Here is a 24,111-nt window from a genome sequence, read left to right as displayed (position 1 = left end):
CGGACAATGAGTTATAAATTGTCCGGCTTTTATTTGTTTATCTTTAGGCTCATAAACAGATTCCAGGAGGATGATTCCTGGCCTTTTATTTTTAATGAATGGGAATTTATACAAATTTAATAGGAGATGTTATATGATAATCGTAATCTCTATGTAGCTAAATGGCATGCACAGAACAACGGGGAAAGCGTTAACTGCATTTGTATCCGATTGAATATTTCCAATGGAAAGGAAAGGTGCGCAGCTGATGACCTTATTGACTAATTTAAAAGTATTGGACTTTTCAATGTTATTGCCAGGCCCATTTGCCACTTTGATGCTAGCAGATTTAGGAGCGGACGTTTTGAAGGTAGAGAGGCCGGGAGCAAGTGATTCATGGGGTGTGAACCAATATCTTAACAGGTCGAAGAAGTCGATCACACTTGATTTAAAACAATCAGAGTCCATCGAATCCGTAAAAAGTCTAGTGAAGGACTACGATATCGTCATAGAACAATTCCGTCCAGGCGTCATGGAACGCCTAGGACTGGGGTATGGGGCATTAAAACGGATTAATCCGAGATTGATTTACTGTTCCATCACGGGATTCGGCCAGACCGGTCCCTATAAGGACCGACCGGGCCATGATATCAATTATCTATCGATTGCAGGTTTATCAGGCTATTCCGGAACGAAAAGGGGCGGCCCGGCAAAAAACGGAACCCAGATAGCCGATCTTGCTGGAGGTTCACTGCATGCCGTTATCGGCATATTGTCTGCTGTCATTTACAGGGAGCGAACAGGGGAAGGCCAAGCCATCGACATCAGCATGACCGACTGCAGTTTTGCATTGAATGCCATATCATCACCTCTGAATTTACAAGGGGGCCTGGAGCTTGAGCCAGAGAAATTGATGTTAAACGGGGGATCTTTTTATGACTTTTACGAAACGAAAGATGGACGTTATTTTTCCGTTGGAAGCCTCGAGCCCCCATTTCGAAAAGCGTTATGCGAAGCCATCGGGGCACCGGAATTGTATGAACTGAGCATGGGCAGCGATGAAGAAAGCGGAATCCGATTCAAAACGTTCGTCCAACAAGCTTTCTTAGAAAAGGATTTCCATGAATGGCAGGAAATATTTTCTGACTTCGAGGCATGCGCAGAACCAGTGCTGACCTTTACCGAAGCGACCAACCATCCCCAATTGAAGGATAGGGGAATGATCGTCGAAGTACCTGACGGAAAAGGAAATGTCCAGAAGCAAATCGCCTGCCCGATCAAAACATCAGTTTTTACCCCTGAATATAAACATGCGGGACTGAAGCCAGGACAAAGCAACGCAGAAATACTTCGGCCCCTTAATACAAAATAAGATCAAATAAGGCTATCGCATTTCCAATATTGGAGAGAGATAGCCTTGTTTTTGTATGAATTGGCCCCTCGTAATAACGACGTAAATAACTATGCTGCGACAACATTTAGTAGGCCGGAATAAGTGGAAAAAAGGACGAATTAAAGTGAGGAATGTCAAATTAAGTGGGAGGAGGGACGAATTAAGCTTGAAAATGGCTAAATGGTTTTTAAATCCATGATGAAAGTCAGCCATTCGTTGTTGTGAAAAATTACTAGTTATAACTAGTTTAGACAGGGTATGAGAGTATCATCCTTGTAAAAAGGTTCATAAGAAAATTTCTTTGATAAGGATGGTGGATTAAAAATGTTTGGTCTCACTGATATCATTAAATTTCTTTTTTCCTTTTTTTTGATTATGCCAATCGTTACGCTGATACATTTGAGCGGGCATATCTTCTTTGTGACGATTTTTGGAGGATCTGAAAAGAAAATCTTGATTGGTTGTGGAAATAAACTTTTTGCCTTTTGGAACATAGAGGTGAGAAAATATTATTTCTGGAATGGTACTTGCGAATTTAAGGGATTGATACATGATAATCGATTGACGAATATGCTTATTTATTTAGGGGGCTCTATCTTTAATTTAGTCAGTATGTTGATCATATATAGCTTAGTGTATCAGAATATCTTGGAAAGCTCGGTAATCTGGTATCAATTCATATATTTTTCCTTCTATGTACTGTTTTTCTCCTTATTTCCGATGTATTTTTCAGACGGATCGCCTAGTGATGGGAAGGCCGCACAATTGGTCTTGAGGAACAAGCTGGAAGATAGGGTGACGGATGATATATTTGTAAAGAAAGTGGATGATGAAGATAGCTGCAAGTAAAAAAAGGCGTGCAAGATGCTCGTTCTTTTTTTTGTGTGAACTCAACATAGTAAGTAACTATTTTACATACTGATTCATTAATCTGCAGGGTCTGCCAATGATAATAAACGAAAATGTATATGAAAAAAGGCATATGTACTGTATACAGATGCCCGATATATTATTGGTTAAAATGGATATTCACGATATGTTGTTTGAAGGGAAATCGATTTTGTCACCGTAAATTCTTCAACAATCCTTGGGCTTAGCAAATCTGCCTATACCGATCAGAGAAACGTTTTATTGTACTGTTTTAAAAAAAAGCTAGGCTTCCTTATTGAAAGGTGCCTAGCTTTTATTAAAGGTGAGTCATCATTCCCAAACTTCTTTTGCTACATCAACGATGAATTTCAACTTATCCCATTGTTGTTCTTCCGTAAGCTTGTTGCCATGATGGGTGGAAGCGAATCCGCATTGCGGACTTAAGCATAGTTGTTCGAGGGGAACGAATTGTGAGGCTTCTTTAATGCGTACCTTAACAGCTTCCTTGTCTTCAATTTCCCCATTTTTTGAAGTGACCACTCCCAGAACGATCCTGGCCCCTCCGTTTGGAATGTATTCCAATGGTTTAAAATCCCCTGAGCGGTTATCGTCATATTCCAAGAAGAATCCATCTACTTTTTCTTTGGCCAATAATGTTGGGGCTATGCGTGCATAACTGCCTTCAAATGCCCACGTTGACTGGTAGTTTCCACGACATAAGTGTGTCGTGACGACCAAATCCTCTGGTTTTCCTTCCAATGCACCATTAATAACACGCAGTGCTAAATCGATTAATTGTTCTCTTGAATATTTTCCATCTTTGAACTGAAAATCTGGAGCTGAAAGTCTGGCAATATATACATCGTCCAATTGAAGATAACGTACACCTGCTTCATAAAAGGCTTTCAAAGCAGCTTGATACGCTTTAATGACATCATTAGCATAGTCCTCGATATCAGGATAGATGTCTTCATTATGAACACCGACAGCAAACAATTGATTGGGACTGGGAATGGTTTGTTTGGCAACGGCACGTCCGTCCACTATTTTGTTCAATTCAATAAAGTCATGGATGAAGGGATGCTCAGGATTGAATGAAACCTTTCCTGTATTGCGAATGTTATATCTCTCAGTTTCAACCCCATCGAATGTAAGACCTTTTTCAGTAACATAGCCCTCGATGCCATTTAAATGTTCAAGGAAGTCAAAGTGCCACCATGTTCGTCTGAACTCCCCATCCGTAACGGCCTCTAATCCAACTTCAATTTGTTTATCGACAATCAATTTGATTTCTTCCGTTTCAACTTCACGAAGTCGCTCCACCGAAATGGTACCTTCCTTCAATTGCTTTCTAGCTATATGTAAACGATCTGGTCTTAATAAACTTCCGACATGGTCCGCTCTAAATGGTGCTTTCGTTAATGTGATTGACATGTTGCATTCCTTCTTCCCTTTTATAAAATAAAACACCTCTTCTTAAAAATAAGAAGAGGTGTTGGCAACAAAGCTATTTACTCTTCTTATCTTCAAGTTTTTACACTTCTGGAATTAGCACAGTACATGAAAAGTCTGTTGCTGAGGTATCAAAGGGCCAGTCCCTCCACCTCTCTGGATAAGAGTTGTCTATTAAATTAACTATGACTATACAGGGAGTATTGGTAAAGGTCAAGGGTGGAGGCGGAAAATTTAGAATATAGCGATTACTCATAGTAGCCTTGCATGATGATTAACCTCATTGGTGAACCTGGCATATGCTATAACCCACACATGCGAGAGGGGATATTGAAAGTCGGAGGGGGAAGTCAGGATGAATACATTCGATCACTTTAATGTTTTCGGGAATGGTATACCGATAACGGTAAGTGCATCCATGCTAGAGAGAATTATAAACATGAAATCTAATGAGCAGAATATTAAAGTCGAGATCACGCCAAAGCATATAGTGCTTTGGGGAACGACGGAAGTGAAAAAAATGATGTTTAAGAAAAATGTATCTTTCCGGATAACAATAAAACCGGTTCACGTTGATAAAAGAACGATTTCATTTGAATTAGTGGAAATGAAACCTATTGATAGAAATTTCATTAATCATAAGATATTTAACAGACCGCCATTTTTTGAATTTGAAAATAGAATGATCAAAATGAATGTGGATGCTTGGAACATCGTGAGAAAAATCCCCGTGGGCACCATTAAATCGTATGAGCTTGTCGAAGGTGCAATGAAAATGAAAATCTCTTTATGATGAATCATCTTAAGGGGGATTTTCCATACATTCTTACCCTTACTGTATTTGGGGTCCAGGTATGTTAGTGTAAGGATATGGTGACAATTGATTCTTCATTAATAAAAAATGTGTTTGATAAATCAAGCACTTTAAAATATACTAAAAAACTTAAAGTTTAGAGTTTTTCCGGGACATAAGGGGGAAAATGCATGGAGCAGAAGATATTGCCTGCCTCGGCAAGCATGAAGGATTTTGAAAGATTTCTAGATAGTTCCTATGAAATTGGTGTGTTTCTTGACTTGCATATTTCCCAATTGAAAAATGTGAGTATAATGGCCAAGCAGCATAATAAGAAAATGATTTATCATGTTGATTTAATCCATGGCATAAGAAGTGATGAATACGCGACAGAATTCATTTGTCAGGAGTATCACCCATATGGGCTGATTTCGACAAAATCAAGCGTTATTTTGAAAGCGAAGCAAAAGGGAGTCATTGCCATCCAGCGGATCTTTTTAATAGACTCACATGCGCTGGAGAAAAGTTATAAGCTGGTACAGAAAACGAAGCCGGATTATATCGAAGTATTGCCGGGGGCAATGCCATGGATGATAAAAGAAGTGAAAGAACGATTACAAACTCCCGTTTTTGCAGGTGGTCTCATACGGACTTCGGATGAAGTCCTGAATGCCCTTGAAGCGGGAGCGTCCGCAATCACCACGTCCAAAACTGAATTATGGGATATCGTCTAATAGGGTCAAAAGTCAAAAAAATTACAGAAAAAAGAATGAATATTTCAGAAAATATTTGACAGCGTTTTCATAAACTAGTATATTTTGAATTACAAGTTAATACATGTGACGGAGATTAGGAGATTCACACCAGACATACTCATTTATTGAGGATAGTTCTGTTGTGAATCTCCTTTTATTTGTTGGTAAGGCATCATTCTATAAGAGGAGGGTCATGTATGACTCCATTTTGGGGAGAAGTAGTAGGCACGATGATTTTAATTTTATTTGGTGCAGGTATCGGGGCGGGGTCTTCCTTAAAGGGATCTTATGCCAAAGATGCTGGCTGGATTGTCATCACGATTGCATGGGGATTGGCTGTTACAATGGGTGTCTTTGCAGTGGGTTCCATAAGCGGAGCACATTTAAACCCGGCTGTTACAGTAGCATTGGCTATCAATGGGGATTTTCCTTGGGCTGATGTGCCAGGGTATATCGTGGCACAAATGATAGGGGCGATTATAGGCGCGACTCTAGTATTTTTGCATTATTTGCCTCACTGGAAAGCTACGGAGGATCCAGGTACAAAGCTTGGTGTGTTTTCAACCTCACCAGCTATCCCTCATACTTTTTCAAATCTTTTAAGTGAAATGATTGGTACATTCATCCTTGTTCTTGGCTTATTATTTATTGGAGCCGGCAAGTTTACAGAAGGTCTGAATCCATTTGCTGTCGGTTTATTGATTGTTGTTATCGGAATGTCTCTTGGAGGAACAACAGGCTACGCCATAAACCCTGCCCGTGACCTTGGACCTCGTATTGCTCACTTCCTTCTGCCTATACCGGGTAAGGGAAAATCGAATTGGGGCTATGCATGGATTCCTGTTGTTGGTCCGATTGTCGGTGGAGCACTTGGAGCTGTCTTCTATAAAGCGATGTTTTTAGGTGAAGTGACGACAATATTTTGGACTGTTTTAGGAGTAAGCCTGATAATATTGGTATTAGCATATGCTTTTGGAAAAAAGCAGTCACGTGAGTTAGAAATTAGCAACATTGCTAGTTAAAATAAAAGGGGGGAAACACATTATGGAAAAATATATCTTATCTTTAGATCAAGGAACAACAAGTTCGCGGGCAATTCTATTTAACGAAAAGGGGGAAATTGTACATTCTTCCCAGAAGGAATTCACTCAGTTTTTCCCTAAACCAGGCTGGGTCGAGCATAATGCAAATGAGATTTGGGGATCGATTCTAGCGGTCATTGCCGGTGTACTGTCTGAATCCGGTGTCAAGCCAGAGCAAATTGCCGGTATCGGGATTACTAATCAGCGTGAAACGGCAGTCGTGTGGGATAAGGAAACAGGAGCACCTGTTTATAATGCCATTGTATGGCAGTCCAGACAAACAAGCGAAATCTGTGACGATTTGAAGGAAAAGGGATTAAATGATCTGTTCCGGGATAAAACGGGTTTGCTTATAGATGCTTATTTTTCCGGTACAAAAGTGAAATGGATTCTCGATAATGTGGAAGGGGTACGACAAAGAGCGGATGAAGGCAAGCTGTTATTCGGGACCATCGATACTTGGTTGATTTGGAAGCTTTCAGGAGGCAAGGCCCATGTAACGGATTATTCAAATGCATCAAGGACATTGATGTACAATATCCATGAACTGAAATGGGATGAGGAACTGCTGGAGATATTGACTGTACCAAAATCGATGCTGCCGGAAGTTAGGCCATCCTCTGAAGTGTACGCACGTACGATCGAATATCATTTCTTCGGTCAATCGATTCCGATTGCCGGAGCGGCTGGTGATCAGCAGGCAGCATTATTTGGCCAAGCCTGCTTTAATGAAGGAATGGCTAAAAATACGTATGGAACAGGCTGCTTCATGCTCATGAATACAGGAACAAAGGCTGTAAGTTCCGAACACGGACTATTGACGACCCTTGCTTGGGGATTGAATGGGAAGGTTGAATATGCACTGGAAGGCAGTATTTTCGTAGCTGGCTCGGCTATCCAATGGCTGAGAGATGGCCTGCGGATGCTTCATGATGCCAAGGACAGCGAAGCCTATGCAAAACGAGTGGAAAGTACGGATGGAGTATATGTAGTGCCGGCTTTTGTGGGGCTAGGGACCCCATATTGGGACAGTGAAGTACGGGGAGCGGTTTTTGGTTTGACGCGCGGTACTTCCAAAGAACATTTCATTCGTGCAACACTAGAATCACTAGCGTACCAAACGAAGGATGTCCTTGATGCAATGGAGGCGGATTCAGGGATTGAGCTACAGACATTGAGAGTCGATGGCGGGGCAGTCAAGAATGATTTCTTAATGCAATTCCAAAGCGATTTATTGCGAGTGCCTGTCGAAAGACCGACCATAAACGAAACCACGGCACTAGGGGCCGCGTATTTAGCTGGACTTGCTGTTGGATATTGGAAGGATCAAGAAGAAATCTCCCGGCAATGGGCGGTAGACAAAACCTTTAACAAATCCATGGAAGAGCATGATAGTGAAAAATTATATGAAGGCTGGAAAAAAGCTGTTCAAGCGGCCATGGCTTTTAAATAAAAAAAGTAAATTCTTTCTAAAATGAACTAAAGTATGGTATACTTAAATCAAGTTAATAACTCGGCCGGAGAACAGGAGAGACCATGAATGCGTTATCGTGAATACGATAATGTGCATTTATGGTCTCTTTTTTTGTTTTTAAAGGCGGATTAGGGATATTAACATCTATATGAATGAAAAACTATTAGAACAAATGAACCTATTGAATATAAAGAAGAAACTCAGAGTAAACGTGCAGAATTCACGAGTGACCAGCACGAATTAACCAGGAAAACAAGCTGCTCGACCAAAAGAAGGCAGTACTTAAAGGAGGAGATAGGCATGAGGTTTTCAAATAAATATCGGGAAGAAACAATCGAACTTTTGAAAAAAGAAAAATATGATGTGGTAGTGATTGGCGGGGGAATTACCGGTGCAGGGATCGCCCTGGATGCAACGACCCGGGGGATGAAAGTAGCATTGGTGGAAATGCAGGACTTTGCGGCAGGTACTTCAAGCCGCTCGACAAAACTGGTCCATGGCGGATTGCGTTATTTGAAGCAATTTGAAATAAAAATGGTTGCTGAGGTTGGGAAAGAGCGGGAAATCGTTTATGAAAATGGACCGCATGTGACCACGCCGGAATGGATGCTGCTGCCGATGCACAAAGGAGGAACTTTTGGGAAATTCAGTACCTCCATTGGACTCCGTGTATACGATTTCCTTGCAGGAGTAAAAAGAGCTGAACGCAGGAAAATGCTTTCTGTTGATGAAACGCTAAAACGGGAGCCTCTCGTAAAGAAAGAGGGACTGAAGGGCGGCGGCTACTATGTCGAATATCGGACAGATGATGCACGTTTAACGATTGAAGTCATGAAGGCAGCTGTTGATAAAGGTGCAACACCGATAAATTATACAAAAGTAGATAAATTGTTATATGAAAATGGAAAGGTGACCGGCGTTCAAGTTGCCGATTTACTATCAGGGGACGCGTATGAAATACACGCAGACAAAGTTATTAATGCAGCAGGTCCATGGGTGGATTCCATCCGTGAAAAAGACCAATCGAAAAAGGGGAAAACGCTGAAGTTATCAAAGGGTGTTCATGTGGTCATCGACCAATCGAAATTCCCGTTGAAGCAGGCGATTTACTTTGATACACCTGATGGACGGATGATCTTTGCCATCCCGAGAGCCGGCAAGGCTTATGTAGGGACTACGGACACTTTTTATGAAGGCGATCCCGCTGTTCCGACTGTTACTTCGGAAGACCGTGCCTATTTATTAAAGGCGATTGCTTATATGTTTCCAAAAGTGAAAATTACGGATGGGGATATCGAATCAAGCTGGGCAGGAATCAGGCCGTTGATCATGGAAGAAGGAAAGGATCCTTCCGAAATATCAAGAAAAGATGAAATATGGGAATCCGATTCGGGCCTTATCACGATTGCGGGAGGTAAATTGACCGGGTATCGCAAAATGGCAAAAACGACGGTTGACCTTGTCGCAGGCAAGCTTTCCGAGCAGTCCAATAAGACTTATCCAGCCAGCAATACAAAAGGAATGCCGATTTCAGGAGGAGATGTCGGGGGATCAAGAAACTTCTCCGATTATATCAAGAAACATATTCAAATGGGGGCCGCCTCAGGCCTCGCTGCTAAGGATTCGGAGGGAATTTTGGCCATGTACGGGTCTAATGCACCTGTGTTATTCAATATCGCAAAAAGCGAAAGAGATGGGGGAACAAGTAGTGGCCTCCCGCAGAAATTGTTCGTACAGCTGAAATACGCACTAGATCATGAAATGGCCGCGACACCAGTGGATTTCTTCTTCCGCAGGACCGGGACCCTGTTATTCGATATCGATCTAGTCCAAACGCATAAACAATCGGTGATTGATTATATGGCCGGATATTTCGGATGGACGGAATCGACGAAGATGGAAAGATCCAATCAGCTAGAACATGAAGTACTTGGTGCTATTAGCGTATCTTGACCTTATATGCAAAAAACATGACGCCGGCGGAATCGCTGGCGTTTTTTTGAACCCGGAATGTGATTATCGGGGCATTTGCAAGTGGAAAAACTATTGTTTAATCCTTTAAGATACCTGGGCCACTAAAAGCGATAGCCGTCGCCACTCCTGCAATGTGAAAATGACGAAGGGTGGTACATTATTTCAACTCTCTTTCATGCCACGTGTATTTCCGGTGAACTGTTATTTTGTAGAAGAAGAGAATAGCCTTACACTAATAGATGCAGCATTACCCTACAGCACAAAAAGTATAATGGATGCAGCGCGGGCTGTCGGAAAACCGATTACAAGATTAATCGTTACTCACGCTCATGATGATCATGTTGGTGCACTAGACGGGCTTAAAGCGTTAATCCCTGATTTACAAGTGAGTATTTCTGTTAGGGATGCATTATTACTGGCTGGCAATTCTACTCCCCTACAAAATGAAGCAAACTCTCCAATCCGCGGAGTTGTCCCTAAAAAGATTAAAACTCAACCAGACTTATTACTCAAAGAAGGCGACCATATTGGTTCATTGGAAGTTATTTCTTCACCTGGACATACCCCTGGTTCGATCTCTCTTCTTGACACCCGGAATCATAGTTTAATTGTTGGGGATGCCTTGCAAACGAGAGGTGGAACTGCGGTATCAGGAATGATTAAACCTTTATTTCCGTTTCCAGCCTTTGGGACTTGGAACAAACTCATCGCACTTGAAAGTGCAAAGAAACTAAGAAGTTATAAACCGAGATTACTTGCTGTAGGTCATGGGAAGATGCTAGAACACCCTGGGGATTCTATAGATAGAGCGATAGTTGAAGCAGAATTAAAACTTCAACCAGGAAAATAGGAGGTCAAAATGAGATGTCTCAACGTAAAAGGTTAGATTTGTCCATCGTTTTACAGAAGGCTACAGAACTAGTTGATGAAAACGGCCTTGATCACCTTTCGTTAGGCAAGTTGGCTGAAGAATTACAAATACGCCCCCCTCGTTATATAACCATTTAGACGGCCTAAATGGATTAAAACAGAAACTAGCAGTAAATGGAGTGAAAAAACTTTATGATTCCATGCTTCAAGCGGCAGTGGGACGCTCCGGTGATGATGCAATCCTAGCACTGAGTGAGGCATATGTTGAATTTGCTAGAATCCATCCAGGACTTTATGATGCCACCATCCGTTTTCCAAATGGTGAAGACAAGGAATTACAGCAAGCACAGCAATCTGTTGTAGAGCTTGTTGTCCAATTACTACAAGCCTATGATTTGCAGGAAGAAATGGCGATTCACTTGGTGAGAGGATTAAGGAGCATTTTACATGGATTTACTTCTATTGAAAAAATGGGTGGGTTTGGGATGGCTATTGATATCGATAGGAGTTTTTCTTTACTGTTAAATACTTATATTGAGGGAATCCATTCAATAGTTATAAATCAACTTAAATATGAGCTGATGGGAGGTTAAAATGGGCTTTCTGGCTGTCTTGGTATAACGGTCCTTTGTGGGCTGTTTGGTTTTGGTTCCCCTCAGGTGATTAGTTTTTCCCTTGAAAACGTTAAATTCGCTTGTATCAATTTGGCTAATTTTATTCTGTATACATGTAAATAAAACGGTCTAATGTACTTGATTTGGTAAAAGTGTTTATGAAGTACAACATATAAGGAGTGAGGAACACAGGGGGGATGTCTCCGTATCCCTCACTCCTTATTGTATTGAATGATTCATGGGCGGGCTCCGAAAATATGGCCTCAAAAGCAGAATGCCCTAAGATCTTTGCTTTATTAGCTGTAAATCGATGTATAGCTGGATTCTTGAATGTAAGTCATCAAAATCGATCGATGTGAGATCGGCTATTTGATTCAATCTATATTTCAATGTGTTGGTATGAACGTATAGCTGTTCAGCTGTCGGTTTGATCCGGCAATTGTTCAACAGATATATTTCCAATGTTTGAAGGAGTTTGGTTTGGCTTTCCTGGTCCTTCTTTTGAAGAATCTCTAATTCCACATTGATATAATTCGTTTTAGTATGATGGTTGGAGATCATTTCGAGGTAACGGAAAATCCCAAGCTTACTATATTGGAAAGGAAGCTGTTCAGGTTTACCGATGAACTTGGCTGCGTTGATCACTTCCAGGGCTTCGAGATAGGATTTTCTTAATTGAAGAATCGAAGAGTACTCATTTCCGATTCCCGGGAATACCTTTTTGTCATTGAATTGGGAAAGAACGGTGTTCGTTAAATCATTGGCGCTATCGGTAAGCAGGTCTTTCCCTTTTCCGTTGCTGCCAATCAGGACGATGATCTTCAATTGGTTTGTGAATGCATGGGTAAAATGATTCAATGCATTGGCGAATAGACTGACTGTATCCGCTAATTCATCGAAATGTTCCGCATCGGATTGAGCGATGGTAAAGACATTGACAAGGAAAGTTTCCGGAATGAGAAGACTCATATTGGCGGCTTCCCATTTTATTTGGTTTTCCGTTTGATAGACTTCGTCAATGACCTTTTGATAAAACTCATTTTTTTCTTCATCTTTTTTCATGTTTATCTGTTTTTTCTGATAAAGGAGCTTGCCGATATGATGGGAAACTTCATGTAAAAATTCCAAATCGGAATCAGTCATCATTTCCGTTTCTTGGACCCAAATGAATCCGAAGACCTGTCCTTTGTGAACGGCGCTCACAACGACTCTTTGATTTAATCCGATCTCCTCGATTTGTTTCACCCTAAATGGATGCTCCACGGTTTTAAGCTGTTCGACAATGCCCTCATCCATGAATTTTTCCAGAATTGGAATAGGCCAATGCTTTGTGAAGATGGTTTGCCGATTGGCTTGGTCGAAGTGTTCGATATAATATGAACTATATGCCAGCAATAAAAATTGGTCATTTTCGATGACGACTGGTTTTTTTAAATAAGTGCTGACCATATCCGTTATATCGTTGATGTTTGTGAGAGTCAGAATTTTTTCTAATGACATATATGGCCCCCTGTAATTTTTTGAAGTGTATGACAAGTTAGTTTAATAATACTTTTAAACTAATGATGTGTATAGGGGCAAGAACAAAGAAGGAACGGTATATGAAAAAATACCGTTCCTTTTAGAGGGGTTATTATTGTTTTAATGTTCTTTTGAATTCATCAAATTGCTCTTCTACTTCTTTAGATGGCTTAGCTGTAAGAAGACTGACCACGATGATGGCAATCAAGCTTGCGGCAAAACCTGGGATCATTTCATAAAGCGTATCGGATAGGCCTGCCATCGACCAGAAAATTACAGTCCCGGCACCAAAGACCATCCCAGCTAGAGCACCCCATTTTGTCATGCGCTTCCAGCAGAGGCTGAGTAAGACTAGCGGACCGAATGAAGAACCGAACCCAGCCCATGCATAACCGACAAGTCCAAGAATCGTGTCGTTTTTCTCCCAAGAGAGAAATAGCGCGATGATGGATATGATCAGTACGGAAAGCCTTCCTAAGAAGACAAGCTCTTTATCTGAAGCGGAACGACGGAAGAAGGTTTTGTATATATCCTCCGTTAAAGAGCTGGCAGTGACCAAAAGTTGCGAAGAAATCGTACTCATGACGGCTGCCAGGATAGCTGAAATCAAGAAGCCGGTAATGAGTGGGTGGAACAGTATTTCACCTAAAACGATGAATATCGTCTCGGGATCGTCCAACTTGATGTTGTTCTGAGAAAAATAAGTGATTCCAATGAACCCAGTCAGCATGGCACCAATAGTGGAAAAGATCATCCAGCTCATGCCGATGGTACGTGCTTTCTTTATTTCCTTAACGGAACTGATCGCCATAAAGCGGACAATGATATGGGGCTGACCGAAGTAACCTAATCCCCATGCAAATAATGAGATGATACCCAATAGACTAGTTCCGGTAAAAATATTTAAAAGCGCAGGATCAATGGAACGCGGTGTATCTATGACAGGGCCAAAGCCGCCAATATGGAAAAGGGTAACGATCGGTACAAGGACCAGGGCGACGACCATGATGATTCCTTGTACAAAGTCTGTCCAGCTTACCGCCAGGAATCCGCCGAATAAAGTATAAGCGACCACCACGCCTGTTAAGATCCAGAGGCCAGTATGGTAATCAAGGCCAAATGTACTATGGAATAAGACGCCGCCGGATACCATACCGGAAGAAACGTAAAACGTAAAGAATATCAGGATGACCAAAGCCGAGATGAGCCTTAAGATCCGTGAGCCTTCGCCAAAACGATTTTCCAGGAAAGCAGGGATCGTAATGGAATTATTGGCAACTTCCGTATAAGTTCTTAATCTAGGTGCCACGTATAACCAGTTTGCATAAGCACCAAGCGTCAGGCCGATGACGATCCATATGGAGCTGAGTCCTGTTGCGAACATGGCACCTGGCATACCCATCAGAAGCCAACCGCTCATATCGGCGGCACCGGCGCTTAAGGCAGTGACAGCAGGGCCAAGACCCCGGTCTCCCAGCATGTAGTCATTTAGATTGGAGGTTCTTTTGTAGGCGAAATATCCGATTAACAGCATACCAGCCATATAAATGCTAATGGAAATTATTAAAGAAAAATCGATCATAGGAAGACTCCCTTCAAGATGAAATAGATATTTTTTCGTTTAAAAAGAGGAAGCAACCTATTTGTCACTTCCTCCATTGTACATCGTTTGGTATTGTATCATATAGTTGAAGATACATCACCAATACGAGGGCATTTCCTTTTCAATAGCTTTTTGAAACATTTATCAGAACGTTTCGGATGTTGTTTTGGCTTGCATATGAAGCTGCAAGTAGTCCGGTCCGCCTGCCTTGGAATCAGTTCCTGACATGTTGAACCCGCCGAATGGCTGATAACCTACGATTGCACCAGTACAGCCACGGTTGAAATACAAGTTCCCCACATGGAATTCTTCGCGTGCTTTTTCCATGTTAAGGCGATTTGTCGTAATGACAGCCCCAGTCAAACCATATTCAGTGTTATTGGCAATCTCAAGTGCTTCGTTAAAGTCCTTCGCTTTTGTGAAGGCAACGACTGGTCCGAAGATTTCTTCTTGCATCAAGCGTGCCTGCGGATCGACATCAGCAACGATTGTCGGTTGAACGAAGTAGCCTTTAGAGCTATCTCCTTCTCCTCCAGTCAGAATGCGTCCTTCTTGGTTCCCGATTTCAATATAGCTCATGATTTTGTCAAAAGCCGCTTGATCGATAACTGGTCCCATGAAATGATTTTCTACAGGATTACCAACTGTAAGTTGTTTTGTTAATTCAACAGCGCGATCTAATACTTGATCGTATACATCTTCTACGATGACAGCACGGGAACAAGCAGAACATTTTTGTCCAGAGAAGCCAAATGCAGATTTCACGATCGATTGAGCCGCCAATTCAAGATCTGCCTCTTTGTCGACGACCATCGTATCTTTTCCGCCCATTTCAGCGATGACACGCTTCAGCCAAATTTGGCCTTCGTTCACTTCTGAAGCACGTTTGTAAATGCGCAGACCTACATCACGTGAACCTGTGAAGGAAATGAAACGTGTTTTTGGATGATCGACCAGGTAGTCGCCCACTTCGGCTCCGCTTCCTGGAACGAAATTCAACACACCTGCTGGAAGGCCGGCTTCAAGCATCACTTCAACGAATTTAGCAGCAACGATAGGAGTAGTCGAAGCTGGTTTCAACAGGATTGTATTACCAGTAACGATAGCGGCAACAGCTGTACCTGCCATGATCGCAAATGGGAAGTTCCAAGGAGAAATGATGATGCCTACCCCTAATGGAATGTAATCATAGCGGTTAAATTCTCCCGGACGGCTTTGGACAGGCACACCATCTTTAAGAGTCAGCATTTGACGGGCATAAAATTCAAGGAAATCGATTGCTTCCGCTGTATCTGCATCAGCCTCATTCCAAGGTTTTCCCGCTTCTTTTGTCAATAAAGCAGAGAATTCATGCTTTCGTCTGCGAATGATGGCAGCAGCTTTGAACAAAACGTCAGCACGGATTTCCGGCTTCACTTTTTTCCAGCTTTCAAAAGCGGTAACAGCTTCCTGCATGGCTTTTTCAGCAAGGTCCCTATTCGCTTTCGATACTCGGCCGATGACCTCTTGCTTATCTGCAGGGTTATATGAAACGATTTTCTCATCAGTCGTCACTTTCTCTGCCCCGATATAAAGAGGGTAGTCTTGTCCTAAATAGCCCTCAACAGTTTGAAGTGCTTCCTGATATGCTTTTTTGTTTTCCTCGTTTGTAAAATCGACAAATGGTTCGTGTTTATATGAAATCATTGATCATCACACCTTTTAATAGATTTTTTGTAGCAATTAATAATGTTGAATGTATATTTAGCTTCTGACCATCCCTTTGAAGGCAAAGGCAATATTGGATGGCCTTTCTGCAAGCCTTCTCATGAAGTATCCATACCAATCCAGACCATATGGTACATAGACGCGCATTTTGTAACCTTGCTTGACCAATTCGTATTGAGTTTTGTTTCTCATGCCATAAAGCATTTGGAATTCGAATTGTGTATTCGGGATGTCAAACTTCTTAGCCAGCTCTTTTGTATATTCGATGATTTTGTCATCATGTGAGGCAATGGCCGTATAATTACCGTTAAGAAGACTTTGCTTAATCAACTTTTTGTAGTTTTCGTCTACATCATCCTTTTCGGGAAAAGCCACCTCGGCAGATTCCTTGTAGGCACCCTTTACGAGACGCAGGAATGGCTTATATTGGGAAAGGTCCCCTAAATCTTTCTCTGTGCGGAATAAATATGCTTGTAAAACAGTACTTATGCAGCTGTATTTTTCTTTGAACTGTCTAAAGATATCGATTGTTGCCTGACAACGAACTTCATCTTCCATGTCGATCGTGACCATGACTTTATGTTTTTCGGCTGTATCAAGAATTTTCGTCATATTCTCAATCACGAGTTTATGATCGATATCAAGTCCCAAAGAAGTCATCTTCAGAGAAACCTGTGAATCAAGTTTTTCCCTGCTGATCATTTCGATGGTTTCGATGCATTCTGCCGTCCGTTCCTGAGTCACTTCCTTAGAATCAACGAATTCCCCAAGATGGTCGACTGTAACCGACAAGCCGCTATTATTAAGTTGTTTAATGAATTTAACGGAACTTTGGAAATCAGTTCCCCCAATGATCTTTCCAGCAGCAAAATTTCCTCCGCTTTTTTTAGCAATATTATTAAGCAGATTATTTTTAGATAAAAATAAGAAAAAGTCCCTTGTAATGGCTTCCATATAAAGCGCACCCCCTAAGAAGATGTATTTCATAAATTAAGCTTACGATTTTTCGACAATGTTCACAATGTTCTCAAAAAACAATAATTCTGTCTTTTATTTGTCGCTTTTGGACAAAATGAAAGGGGTTTCATTGACTCGCATTTTATGGCAAGAAGGGAAGGTTTATATTTTACGTATAGAGAAACGCTAGAAGAAAGCCTTTAGCAGGAAGAGATGATCGAAAAGAAATCACTATGTGCGTATAAAGGTGGAAACTCGACCATAATCATCCAATGCGTTATAATGAACCTTATTTAACAAGAACGGGTGCAATGGTTCGTAGAAAAAAATGATTGATGAAGCTGTTCGGAGTGTAAATGGGTGAAAACCGTAAATAAATCGGATCGGCAAGCCGGGGAGGATAAGAAATGGGTGCTGTATTTGAAGAACTTAGAGAAACATCAGGTTTGATAATAGCGTTAATAATGGTTTTGGTAATAATGGGGCTGATCGGTTATGCCCTTACGAATGTACATGAATCCGTTGTGTTACCTGTGGTTCGATTCATTAAGAAAATGTTTAGTCGAAAATAGATGAAGTCGATACATAAGCACTTGTCCCAAATCCATAACAAGCCCCTGTTTAAAGAAATCCCTGCAGGGTTTGTCTAAAAGGGACAAAAGAACCGTAAAATGTTTTTTACCTGTCAAAGAAAATCATAAAACCCCCGCTTCTAATGGAAGTGGGGGATTTTAAATTTGCAAGTGTATCGATGTTGTTGAATCACATATGTTTGGAATGAAAACCTCCTTTAATTATAAAACTTTTTTACCTATGCCTATAATAATCTCATGCACGGAAGCTCCATAGTCATAAGTGAACTTTGAAAAGTTGTAGGCATTTAGAATGAAGGTTTTATCAATAATCCAGCCTTGGGCAAGTCTATTTATCCTTGGAGAGGTCAAATACGAAACAAGGTCATGGGGAACGAATTATCGTGGTTCGCTGGCGATTCATACTAGTCATAAAGTGGATAAGGCTTTCAGTAGCAAGGCCAATCCTGTTGTTGCTTAGTAGGCATGGATACTCAAAGGACAACCTCCCAACTGGTATGATCATTGGCGTATGTAAGTTTGAAAATTGTTTAAAGGTAGGGGATTCGCTTGGGAAGTTCAGGACATGCAGCTACTGGATGGCTTTATTCCATTGAAAGGAAAGCTTGGATTTTGGGTGCATGTATTATATTGGACGAAGTTAAGAAGTGATTTTGGAGAAGAACGCTTGCCACTACCTTTCAAATTCGTCCATTATACGCTATCAAACTGGTGCGCTGCATAGGGGTGAGTCGTTACGCTTAAAGGAATTTAAAAATCATGCGGACGTTGAACGTTTATAATCCGGCCATTAAAGAAACGTCCTCCGTTTTCCTAATACCAACACATGCTCTCTCCTTAAATATTAAAATAATCGTCTGACTTTGCGTCAGCATCTATGCTCCGAATCGCCTTCATGATTTTCTTTAATACTCCGGCTGATGGCACATACTTAGGATCGCTGCAAACTCTGCTTATCGTATTACGTGAGATTCCAGACGCACTTACAAATTCCTCTTGTGAATATCCATGCTTATCGATGAATTTCCCGACCTTACTTCGCGCTTTCCCTTTCCCGAATCTAAACATTTTGATAACCTCCTAGATTTAATTTACTAGCAGTCTCGTCCAACTTGCACAAAAATATACGCATAGTTTCGCAAATATTTGGTATCTAGGCCAACTATGTGTAACAGGATATGAACATGAAAGCGAAAAGGTTGAAAATCAGGGTCGTTAAATATGTGTGAGGTTGAGAAGTTTGCTACTTAAACTAGCGGGCAGAATAAACGATTAACTATATAGGATAAGAGATTCCGCCTTTCGCATGAGACCCGAACTTTTCATGTTGGGCCACAAATCTACTCAACGAGCATGGGGCGGATTCTTTTGGTCGGAACTAACTCTATTTGAACGGTTCCTGCGGTCTTTCTACAAAGATGTCAGGATGTATGATGAGGCTCTAAAAACTGATTTAATCGAAACTAACAATAATATATTATTGTAATAATTGTATTTATTTCCATATCCATTATAATAATAAGTGGGATATTGTAAGCGGAAACACTGAATGAATTGGTTAAATCTCGTAAAAAGTAGGAGGGAATCATGGGAAGATTAGTTCATTTCGAAATTCATGTAGATGATATGGAACGGGCAAAGAAGTTTTATGGAGAGGTATTCGGATGGTCATTTCAAGATTGGAGTGATTATGCGGGAATGCCTTACTTTGGAGCAGTAACTGGCGATGACAATGAACCTGGGGTCAATGGAGCTTTGATGCAGCGTCAAAGTGCTCCGCCGGAAACAAACCAAGCTTTAAATGGATTTGCTTGTACAATGGGAGTGGAGAATTACGATTTAACGGAAGCTAAAATAATTGAGATTGGCGGTAAGGTCGCCAAGCCCAAATATGCCCTGCCTGGAATGGCGTGGCAAGGATACTATATTGATACCGAAGGCAATATATTCGGAATTCATCAACCTGATGTGAATGCAAAATAGATTTGATGATAGGTGAATGAAACATGAAATTACACGACACGGCAGGCATGCTTGAAAATGTACGCAATATCTGTCTTGCGCTGCCCGAAGCTGTCGAACTTATTGATGGTTTCGGTCACAATACTTTTAAAATCAAGGGAAAATCCTTCGTGATTTCAGGTGAAAGTGAGAATGGATTCAGCTTGTCGTTCAAGTCAGATCGGGAAACCCAAGAATTATTGCTACAGAAAGAGAATTTTTTCAAAACACCGTATATAGGACATCACGGCTGGGTCTCCATTCAAAATCCGGATAGGGAAGACTGGGGTGAATTGACCATTCTAATTCAAGAAGCCTATTTACGTGCGGCGCCGAAGCGTTTGGTTAAGAAATACGAAGAGTTTCATAAAAAGTGAAGAAAGGCGGATGATCTGCCTTCTTCACTTTTTTACTTTCTTTTATCTGCTTTACAGATACTGATAGATAAAAATAACGACTTAATCTATACACACATAGCTTAAAGAAAAAAGCTCCTAATGTATTGGAGCGGCCAAGAAAGTTCAGGGTAATAGGCACTCCTGAATTTGCAACATTAATAGGTTGTCTCCGTCAGAAAAGAAAGTCTAAAATATATGTAAGGATGTTTCTACAAAAGATTGATGGTTATCTGCATAAGCAGCTATCTATAAAAATTGAGAAAATCAATCATGGTTCGATTGACGGAAAGGTGTATGGTTGAAGTGAATGTTGAATCTTTTTTTTCTGAAAACATTAAAGTGGCACTTAAGAATGATCCACCTGGTGCATGGATGCCAGATTTGCCAGATAACTGTATACGCTTGAGTTCAGGCTATCCGGATCCAGCTCTCGTTCCTGCTGAGGAGATTAAAGTAGCAGTAGCCAAACTTCTTGATGAAGAGCAGGATTTGCCTCTCCATTATCTCGGAAGTCCAAGGATTGCAAGACTAAAGCAGCAAATTCAGAAAAGATTGGCTGAGCGTGGAATTTCCGTTTTGGAAGAACAGCTTTTGGTTACATCAGGTGCTTGCCAGGGGATAGATCTTATTGCCCGTATTCTCCTTGATAATACTACTGTTGTAGCTGTAGAATCTCCCACCTATATGGAGGCTTTAGAGATTTTTCAAAACTATACGAATCAGATTATTAGTATACCTATAGATGAAAAGGGACTTCAAACATACCAATTAAAAGAAATGCTGGATGAAAGAAAACGTAAAGGTCTAACCCTGCCGCGCTTTCTATATACCATCCCAACCTTTCAAAATCCAACTGGGACGACCATGACTACTGAGCGGCGGAAGCATTTATTGGAACTTTCCATCGAGTTTGATTTCCTCATTCTAGAGGATGATGCGTACGGAGAATTATCCTTCGACAAAAATCCGCTGCCAATAAAATCATTTGATAAACGTGGTAGAGTCCTCCATGTTGGTTCATTATCCAAGGTAGTGGCGCCAGGAATGCGGATTGGATGGATAGCAGGCGAAAGTGAATTCATTAAGGCTTTAGAGTGGTTTAAAAAAGATTTAGATCATCCATTTTCTCAAAGTACAATGGCAGTATACTTAGAAAACACAAATTTAGAGAAACGACTCGACCTTCTAAAAGATGTGTATCGTGCCAAATGTACTGCGTTAATCCGCTCGATGGAACAATTTCTTCCAGAACCCGTTTCCTGGTATGTACCAGATGGTGGTTACTTTGTATGGGTGAGAATTCCAGGTTTTGATACGTCGCAATTATTATCAAAGGCTCTGGCTGAGGGGGTTTCGTATGTTCCAGGGAAATACTTTTTCTTGGATCAAAAGGATGGAACCGAGTTTCTCCGGCTCTCGTTCAGTTATGCCAATGAGAAGGAAATAATCGAGGGAATTCGAAGACTAGGACAGCTTATCGCACCTAATTTTGAAAATGAATGTTGAACTAATTTTAATGAGCCTACTTCCTTAACCGGGGTAGGTTTTTTGTTAATTAAAGGATTCGTCATCTCATTTACGATGATTTTATCTGTTCTCAAATTAGATGAAATCATTAAATAATAACAGGTGCTTTCCTTCAAAAAGGGAGTTTGCTGCGGCTGGCTTATGGAACTAACGGGGCAGTTTAGTTCATTACAGTTTATAATACGAGTAGACTTTGATTCAGGTTGAGGAGATAAAATAATGCGTTCTTTTTTGAGAAAAGAATTTTGGGATGACAGAAATAAACCTATTCTGTTTATACAATGGGTATTGATAATCTTTGCAATAATATTATATTTCCAAACTTATGACAGTATAGATTATATTCACTCTGGAATTTTAAGATTAATTGCAGGCATAATCACCCTTCTAACAGGAATTGAAAACTACATTGTAAAAAAAGAGATTATATATTTTGGTTCATCCTAACGATAATGTTTTGTGGAATGGGGATAGACATATTAATGTACTAACGGGTGCGTTAGCTGAAGATCAGAATAAGGGAGGTTGCTGGGGCAGCCTTTTTCTTATGGCACTAACGGGGCAGGATAGTTCCATAAGGAATACTGTTAAGTGACATTAAAGTTGTTTAAAAACGTCAGTCATGTTATTCCATTAAAGATCCAGATTGTGGAAGATCACTAAACAAGTAAACTGGATATTTATGTTAAAATAATAGAGGAGATTGTGAAGAAAGTACTTAAGCTAACGTCGCAGTTTAGTGTAACAACAATACAATTTTTTTGCGGCGATGAAAATTGTTAACAACGTCTAAATATTTTTAAAGTGTTACATCCAAGGTGGATGAACAGAGAGATTTAAAATATGCCAAAATAGTGATCAAATATTTTGATCACTACTTTTGGTTCCAAATTCCTATGTCTTCTATTCAATTTAAAATTAAATACCAGAGCAATGATCAATATGGGTTTCCTAAATTATGAATTATATGTTTCTCTGTTTAGATTCACAATATCTTTATGTGAAAATCCAGCTGAAAACTTCTCCATTGCCTTATCCCGTAGGAATGGGGCTTTTTCTTTATTTGCCTTTTTCAATGCTTCCGTTAGTTCCTCTTTTGTTAGTTCTGTGCAGTATGCAGGAGTTCCTGGCTGTTGTCTCCACGAATCACTTAAAGAACCACTATCTACTGCGTCGAAGCCTAGCTCGTTTACTACGTCCATGATTATTTGTTTTTGTGATAGGTCATTACCAGAAATCGCCATGGCAATGCGACCACTAGTACCTTCGGGGGTTCCTTTATTTTCTAAAGTATAAGCTAATTGATTGTTGAAAGCTTTAATGAAAGGTCTACCTAATTGATTTGAAACCCAAACACTTTCAACCATCCCGTTCTCAATTTCTTCAATTTTATTGTCTCTAAAAGGATAATAATTTGAAGTGTCTACAGCGATTACTTCCTCTCCAGCTTTATCTACAATGTTGCGAATGCTTGGCATTACATGAAAAGGGATAGATATTATTAGAACATCAATATTAGTTATTACATCTTCTACACTCACAGGTGTTCCAGCAATCTCTTTTCCTTCTAAACGTTCAATTCCTCGAGCATCTGCGATTTTGACATCATGTCCATTCTTAACTAATTTTTTAGAAATAATTGTCCCTATTGGTCCTGCACCTATAATTCCAAATCTCATTATTGTTCCTCCTAAATATAATTTTATCCGATTATGATTCAATATCAGCTATGGAATTTTCCAATTGCCTCAACGCGAAATTGTCTACATTCCTTTTTTTACAAGCATTAAGGTAATTTAGAGGTAATTGTGTGTTTTGGTTATAAATAATATAATAAACTCATTACTCTTACTTTTGAAGTAGGCAATAAAAAATGATATAGTACACTTTTTTGTACTTTACAGAAGAAAAGGGATGTAAGTATGGCTAGAATATGCAAGGATGGATTTGAAAAAGAGTTTATTAAGGAGCAAAGAGACGTTTATGGTATTGCGTATACCCAAAATATGCTTTCAGGACGCTGGAAGTATCTTATTCTTTGGTTTTTAAAAACAAAAGAACGTCGTTATAGCGAAATTAAAGCTTTTTTATGGGACATTTCACAAGGTTCTCTTACAAAACAGTTGAGAGAATTAGAAACAGATGGATTAATTAAACGAGAGGTTTTTCCTGAGGTACCTCCACGTGTTGAATATTCATTAACAACTAAAGGGCGTGAATTTATCCCAATACTTGATATGATGGAGAATTTCGGCAAAAAATTCGGGGAGAAACCTGAGTAAAATAATAAAATGATATTTTTTATTAATTGGGCCGATATTGTGAAGTGTTGTACTTAAATTAACGGGGGCGTTTCTGAAACAACGGAAACGCACTTTTCTTCTTTAAGTAACCAGCTAATAGAAGCTCAATCTTATTCCATTATAGGGCGCGATTCTTTAATAAGAATCGCTTTTCTTATAGAACTCCCATGAAAATTAAAAAAGCTCAAAATCCAGAAAAAACCACAACAAAATAGACCCAGTAAAAACGCTTTTTAAAAAAAGGC

Annotated in this window: 24 protein-coding genes and 1 riboswitch; of the genes, 17 read left to right on the top strand and 7 right to left on the bottom strand. The window is 40.3% G+C overall.

All coding sequences use genetic code 11. The features are described 5' to 3' along the window. Positions 1-247: 247 nt before the first annotated feature. The gene (locus ACFWE9_RS09455) at positions 248-1,351 is read left to right on the top strand and encodes a CaiB/BaiF CoA transferase family protein (protein ID WP_230159487.1); all 1,104 of its coding nucleotides are present in this window, start codon (positions 248-250) and stop codon (positions 1,349-1,351) included. Positions 1,352-1,696: 345 nt separating this feature from the next. Further along, positions 1,697-2,221: a hypothetical protein gene (locus ACFWE9_RS09450; protein WP_230159488.1), complete on the top strand. Its 525-nt coding sequence runs from the start codon at positions 1,697-1,699 to the stop codon at positions 2,219-2,221. A 351-nt stretch (positions 2,222-2,572) separates the two neighbouring features. Here the strand turns inward: ACFWE9_RS09450 and ACFWE9_RS09440 are convergent, their stop codons facing one another. Beyond that, on the bottom strand, positions 2,573-3,676 hold the full coding sequence (locus tag ACFWE9_RS09440; RefSeq protein WP_230159489.1) for a 5-methyltetrahydropteroyltriglutamate--homocysteine S-methyltransferase: 1,104 nt from the start codon (positions 3,674-3,676) through the stop codon (positions 2,573-2,575). Positions 3,677-3,759: 83 nt separating this feature from the next. Then, positions 3,760-3,861, bottom strand: a riboswitch (SAM riboswitch). Positions 3,862-4,049: 188 nt separating this feature from the next. Here ACFWE9_RS09440 and ACFWE9_RS09435 point away from each other — a divergent pair. From ACFWE9_RS09435 to ACFWE9_RS09400, 8 genes are all read left to right on the top strand, one after another. After that, complete coding sequence (locus ACFWE9_RS09435) at positions 4,050-4,487, top strand: hypothetical protein (protein ID WP_230159490.1); 438 nt, start codon at positions 4,050-4,052, stop codon at positions 4,485-4,487. Positions 4,488-4,678: 191 nt separating this feature from the next. Continuing rightward, positions 4,679-5,221, top strand: coding sequence for a glycerol-3-phosphate responsive antiterminator (locus tag ACFWE9_RS09430; RefSeq protein WP_230159491.1), 543 nt, complete (start codon positions 4,679-4,681; stop codon positions 5,219-5,221). Between the two features lie 218 nt (positions 5,222-5,439). Next, a complete protein-coding gene (locus tag ACFWE9_RS09425; RefSeq protein ID WP_230159492.1) occupies positions 5,440-6,264 on the top strand; it encodes an MIP/aquaporin family protein in 825 nt (274 codons plus the stop codon). 22 nt (positions 6,265-6,286) lie between these two features. Then, positions 6,287-7,777 carry a glycerol kinase GlpK gene (glpK, locus tag ACFWE9_RS09420; protein ID WP_230159493.1) on the top strand — a complete coding sequence of 497 codons (1,491 nt, stop codon included), beginning with the start codon at positions 6,287-6,289 and terminating at the stop codon, positions 7,775-7,777. 321 nt (positions 7,778-8,098) lie between these two features. After that, positions 8,099-9,751 (top strand): glycerol-3-phosphate dehydrogenase/oxidase, encoded by a 1,653-nt coding sequence (locus tag ACFWE9_RS09415; RefSeq protein WP_230159494.1) that lies wholly within the window; start codon positions 8,099-8,101, stop codon positions 9,749-9,751. Positions 9,752-9,911: 160 nt separating this feature from the next. After that, positions 9,912-10,622, top strand: a complete 711-nt coding sequence (locus tag ACFWE9_RS09410) for an MBL fold metallo-hydrolase (RefSeq protein ID WP_230159495.1) — start codon at positions 9,912-9,914, stop codon at positions 10,620-10,622. Between the two features lie 14 nt (positions 10,623-10,636). Next, entirely contained in the window at positions 10,637-10,780 is a 144-nt protein-coding gene (locus ACFWE9_RS09405; protein WP_356714643.1) for a hypothetical protein, read from the top strand. Positions 10,781-10,821: 41 nt separating this feature from the next. After that, on the top strand, positions 10,822-11,235 hold the full coding sequence (locus ACFWE9_RS09400) for a TetR-like C-terminal domain-containing protein (protein ID WP_356714645.1): 414 nt from the start codon (positions 10,822-10,824) through the stop codon (positions 11,233-11,235). A 300-nt stretch (positions 11,236-11,535) separates the two neighbouring features. Here ACFWE9_RS09400 and ACFWE9_RS09395 read toward each other — a convergent pair whose 3' ends face one another. From ACFWE9_RS09395 to ACFWE9_RS09380, 4 genes are all read right to left on the bottom strand, one after another. Next, positions 11,536-12,756, bottom strand: coding sequence for a PucR family transcriptional regulator (locus ACFWE9_RS09395; protein ID WP_230159496.1), 1,221 nt, complete (start codon positions 12,754-12,756; stop codon positions 11,536-11,538). Between the two features lie 133 nt (positions 12,757-12,889). Then, positions 12,890-14,359, bottom strand: a complete 1,470-nt coding sequence (gene putP / locus ACFWE9_RS09390; protein WP_290370601.1) for a sodium/proline symporter PutP — start codon at positions 14,357-14,359, stop codon at positions 12,890-12,892. Between the two features lie 165 nt (positions 14,360-14,524). Beyond that, positions 14,525-16,066, bottom strand: coding sequence for an L-glutamate gamma-semialdehyde dehydrogenase (gene pruA / locus ACFWE9_RS09385; RefSeq protein ID WP_214791075.1), 1,542 nt, complete (start codon positions 16,064-16,066; stop codon positions 14,525-14,527). 57 nt (positions 16,067-16,123) lie between these two features. Next, entirely contained in the window at positions 16,124-17,041 is a 918-nt protein-coding gene (locus ACFWE9_RS09380) for a proline dehydrogenase family protein (protein WP_230159497.1), read from the bottom strand. Positions 17,042-17,451: 410 nt separating this feature from the next. Between ACFWE9_RS09380 and ACFWE9_RS09375 the strand changes: the two genes are divergently transcribed. Continuing rightward, a complete protein-coding gene (locus ACFWE9_RS09375) occupies positions 17,452-17,616 on the top strand; it encodes a hypothetical protein (protein ID WP_230159498.1) in 165 nt (54 codons plus the stop codon). Positions 17,617-18,202: 586 nt separating this feature from the next. After that, positions 18,203-18,361: a hypothetical protein gene (locus tag ACFWE9_RS09370; RefSeq protein WP_377356549.1), complete on the top strand. Its 159-nt coding sequence runs from the start codon at positions 18,203-18,205 to the stop codon at positions 18,359-18,361. 113 nt (positions 18,362-18,474) lie between these two features. Here the strand turns inward: ACFWE9_RS09370 and ACFWE9_RS09365 are convergent, their stop codons facing one another. Next, the gene (locus ACFWE9_RS09365) at positions 18,475-18,705 is read right to left on the bottom strand and encodes a helix-turn-helix domain-containing protein (protein ID WP_230159499.1); all 231 of its coding nucleotides are present in this window, start codon (positions 18,703-18,705) and stop codon (positions 18,475-18,477) included. Positions 18,706-19,224: 519 nt separating this feature from the next. On the opposite strand from ACFWE9_RS09365, the gene ACFWE9_RS09360 reads away from it, so the two are divergent. From ACFWE9_RS09360 to ACFWE9_RS09345, 4 genes are all read left to right on the top strand, one after another. Then, positions 19,225-19,620 carry a VOC family protein gene (locus ACFWE9_RS09360; RefSeq protein WP_230159500.1) on the top strand — a complete coding sequence of 132 codons (396 nt, stop codon included), beginning with the start codon at positions 19,225-19,227 and terminating at the stop codon, positions 19,618-19,620. Between the two features lie 23 nt (positions 19,621-19,643). Continuing rightward, complete coding sequence (locus ACFWE9_RS09355) at positions 19,644-20,015, top strand: MmcQ/YjbR family DNA-binding protein (RefSeq protein ID WP_230159501.1); 372 nt, start codon at positions 19,644-19,646, stop codon at positions 20,013-20,015. Between the two features lie 324 nt (positions 20,016-20,339). Beyond that, positions 20,340-21,542, top strand: a complete 1,203-nt coding sequence (locus ACFWE9_RS09350; protein WP_230159502.1) for an aminotransferase-like domain-containing protein — start codon at positions 20,340-20,342, stop codon at positions 21,540-21,542. A 240-nt stretch (positions 21,543-21,782) separates the two neighbouring features. Further along, a complete protein-coding gene (locus tag ACFWE9_RS09345; RefSeq protein WP_230159503.1) occupies positions 21,783-22,010 on the top strand; it encodes a hypothetical protein in 228 nt (75 codons plus the stop codon). Between the two features lie 509 nt (positions 22,011-22,519). On the opposite strand, the gene ACFWE9_RS09340 is transcribed toward ACFWE9_RS09345, so the two are convergent. After that, a complete protein-coding gene (locus ACFWE9_RS09340) occupies positions 22,520-23,242 on the bottom strand; it encodes an NADPH-dependent F420 reductase (RefSeq protein ID WP_230159504.1) in 723 nt (240 codons plus the stop codon). A 243-nt stretch (positions 23,243-23,485) separates the two neighbouring features. Here ACFWE9_RS09340 and ACFWE9_RS09335 point away from each other — a divergent pair, with 243 nt between their 5' ends. Continuing rightward, a complete protein-coding gene (locus tag ACFWE9_RS09335) occupies positions 23,486-23,845 on the top strand; it encodes a winged helix-turn-helix transcriptional regulator (RefSeq protein WP_101226146.1) in 360 nt (119 codons plus the stop codon). Positions 23,846-24,111: the final 266 nt, after the last annotated feature.

The sequence above is a fragment of the Peribacillus sp. NPDC060253 genome (assembly GCF_042727425.1).
Taxonomy (GTDB): domain Bacteria; phylum Bacillota; class Bacilli; order Bacillales; family DSM-1321; genus Peribacillus.
This window is presented reverse-complemented; position numbering and strand designations above follow the sequence as displayed.